The organism is Pseudomonas kielensis (assembly GCF_014236655.1).
In the GTDB taxonomy this organism is placed as follows: domain Bacteria; phylum Pseudomonadota; class Gammaproteobacteria; order Pseudomonadales; family Pseudomonadaceae; genus Aquipseudomonas; species Aquipseudomonas kielensis.
The window spans coordinates 1-816 of the sequence record NZ_JACMYG010000090.1 but is presented as its reverse complement, the minus strand read 5'-3'; the positions used below and the strand labels follow the sequence as shown (position 1 = coordinate 816).

Here is an 816-nt window from a genome sequence, read left to right as displayed (position 1 = left end):
CGTCAGTGAGCGCTCCCAGGTGGTGACCTCCGCCCGTGTGCCGAACTCCAGCGGATTGGCCATGGCGAAGCCGCTGTAGACCTGATGGGCCTTGAGCTGATCAATGGTCTTGAGGACGAAACGCCGCCAGGCCTCGCGGTTGTCCAGCCACCATTGCCAGCGGTAGTAGAAGACGATTGAGGAGTAGCCTGTTGTGCCGCCCTCATCTTCAACCCAAGTACGCCAGAAGTAACCCGCGGTAGTCGGTGATGAGGCGTGGTTTTCTTCGTCGGTGAACGAGAATACAAAGTACTCGTGTTGGTTGGCTTCTTGTGCCTGCTTGCGAAGGTCTGGCCGCCGTTCAGGGTAACGATGGGGGCGGTGGGCGTCCTTGTGCATCACCATGGTGTAGGGACGTCCGGCTAATTGTTCAAAGGCTTCGTGAACGTCCACCAGCAACACGGTGATGTCTCGGTAATTTTCCGGGGTGGTTGGAAAGTAGAAGCTGATGAAAGGGCTGATACTGTGTCGCGCCTCATCTGTTCCCCAGTCAGTGTTAGGCCACTCCTTGAGTTCAGCAATAAACTCATCACGCTCTTCATGGTCAAACAGCTTATGAGTTGTGCTCACACTTATCTCCTGTTCTTGTTGCCCCTGGATGTGGGCTTGTGCTTGGTATCCATTTCAAAGTCAGTACAGTCCTGCGGCACTCGAAGCAGTGCTACTTTCTCCTTGCCTACCTTGTTCGGATTGACGCCTGTGCGGGGTGTCATGAGTTTCACGTAGGCTTTCATCTGCTCGTCCTTTACCCAATCCTGTGGAAACTTGATCTCCACT

At 54.4% G+C, this 816-nt stretch carries 2 pseudogenes; both read right to left on the bottom strand.

Annotated features, from left to right (window positions below):
* Positions 1 to 609, bottom strand: a pseudogene (locus tag H7995_RS28125) (type VI immunity family protein); the annotation flags it as partial.
* Positions 610 to 611: 2 nt separating this feature from the next.
* Positions 612 to 816: pseudogene (locus H7995_RS28120) on the bottom strand (VRR-NUC domain-containing protein); the annotation flags it as partial.